The organism is Streptomyces sp. NPDC102258, assembly GCF_055584685.1.
In genome coordinates this window covers 1-1,078 of record NZ_JBVJLO010000076.1, presented here as the reverse complement: position 1 = coordinate 1,078, position 1,078 = coordinate 1, and the positions used below count along the sequence as shown (strand labels likewise).

Sequence of the window (1,078 nt, the reverse complement as noted above, 5' to 3'; positions counted from 1 at the left end):
AGAGGTTGTTGTCTTTCCGGACTTGAGGGCGGCGTTTTCGCTGGTCAGGAGTAGGGGCGGTGATTCGGTGGGAGTCGTGACCTGTCGTGTCGTCGCTCCCCGGGAGGTTGCGGATGCCATCGGTTGTCGGACTGCTGGAACAGCACGAGCTCGCGGCTCGCTGTCGGGTGGACGGGCTGCGTGAGGAGGCCGACCGTATCCAGGCAGAGCTGGCCGTGGCCGAGCTGGAATGGCAGGAGTGGGTCATTGCCCGCAGGCGGGTCGATGCGGTGCTGGCTCCGGACTGCGGCAACACCGCCGGCCCGGAGGACGTCCAGGATCCGCCGGCTGCGGGCGGGCCGGCGCCCCGGGACTCGGCGAAGCCGAAGGCGCAGGTGCCGGTGTGGCGTGAGGGGCTCGCCTGGTCGGTGCTGTCGGTGGACTACCAGCGCGTTCTGCAGGCTCTCTCGGACCGGGACCGGCTCCATCAAGGGCCGCTGACCTGCCAGGAGATGGCCGTGATGTTCGGTCTGGACGCGGTGCCGGCCAAGGTGGAGGCACTGCGGTCGAAGGCGAAACGCCTGGTCGCGCGCGGCTGGCTGGCCGAACCCGCGCCGGGCCGGTTCATGCTCGCGAAGGCCGCGACCGCGCGAGGCGGCGGGTCATGAGCAGGGTCATCGACCAGTAGATCATCGCTTCGGCGCTGGTGGTACGGCGTTCGTAGTCGCGTGCCAGGCGGCGGGTGCGCATCAGGTGGGCGAAGAGACGCTCGACGATCCACCGCTTGGGCAGGACCACGAAGCCACGCATATCGTCGCTGCGTTTGACGATCGCGAGGACCAGGGCGAGCGTGGCCAGGCAGTACTCGACGAGGCTTCCGGTGTAGCCGCCGTCGGCCCAGATGAGGGCGAGGCGGTGGTGCGCGTCGGCCACCTGCCCGAGCAGGGCCCGGGCGGCGGCGCGGTCGCCGGTGTCCGCGGCGGTGACCATCACCCCCAGCAGCAGGCCGAGGGTGTCGACCACGACGTGCCGCTTGCGCCCGTTGATCAGCTTGCCGCCGTCGAAACCGCGGCTGTCCAAGCCGACGACAGCATCCGCT

2 protein-coding genes are annotated in these 1,078 nt (G+C 70.2%); one reads left to right on the top strand and one right to left on the bottom strand.

The features are described from left to right. Positions 1-113 precede the first annotated feature (113 nt). Positions 114-647: a hypothetical protein gene (locus ACZ6ZT_RS35220; RefSeq protein ID WP_469724523.1), complete on the top strand. Its 534-nt coding sequence runs from the start codon at positions 114-116 to the stop codon at positions 645-647. Here ACZ6ZT_RS35220 and ACZ6ZT_RS35215 read toward each other — a convergent pair. Continuing rightward, on the bottom strand, positions 604-1,078 hold a 475-nt coding region (locus ACZ6ZT_RS35215; RefSeq protein ID WP_469724522.1), incomplete at its 5' end, for a transposase. The genes ACZ6ZT_RS35220 and ACZ6ZT_RS35215 overlap by 44 nt on opposite strands.

Bases quoted from the DNA above. Each gene is read 5' to 3' on its own strand.
- ACZ6ZT_RS35220 (WP_469724523.1), top strand. From the start codon at position 114: ATGCCATCGGTTGTCGGACTGCTGGAACAGCACGAGCTCGCGGCTCGC.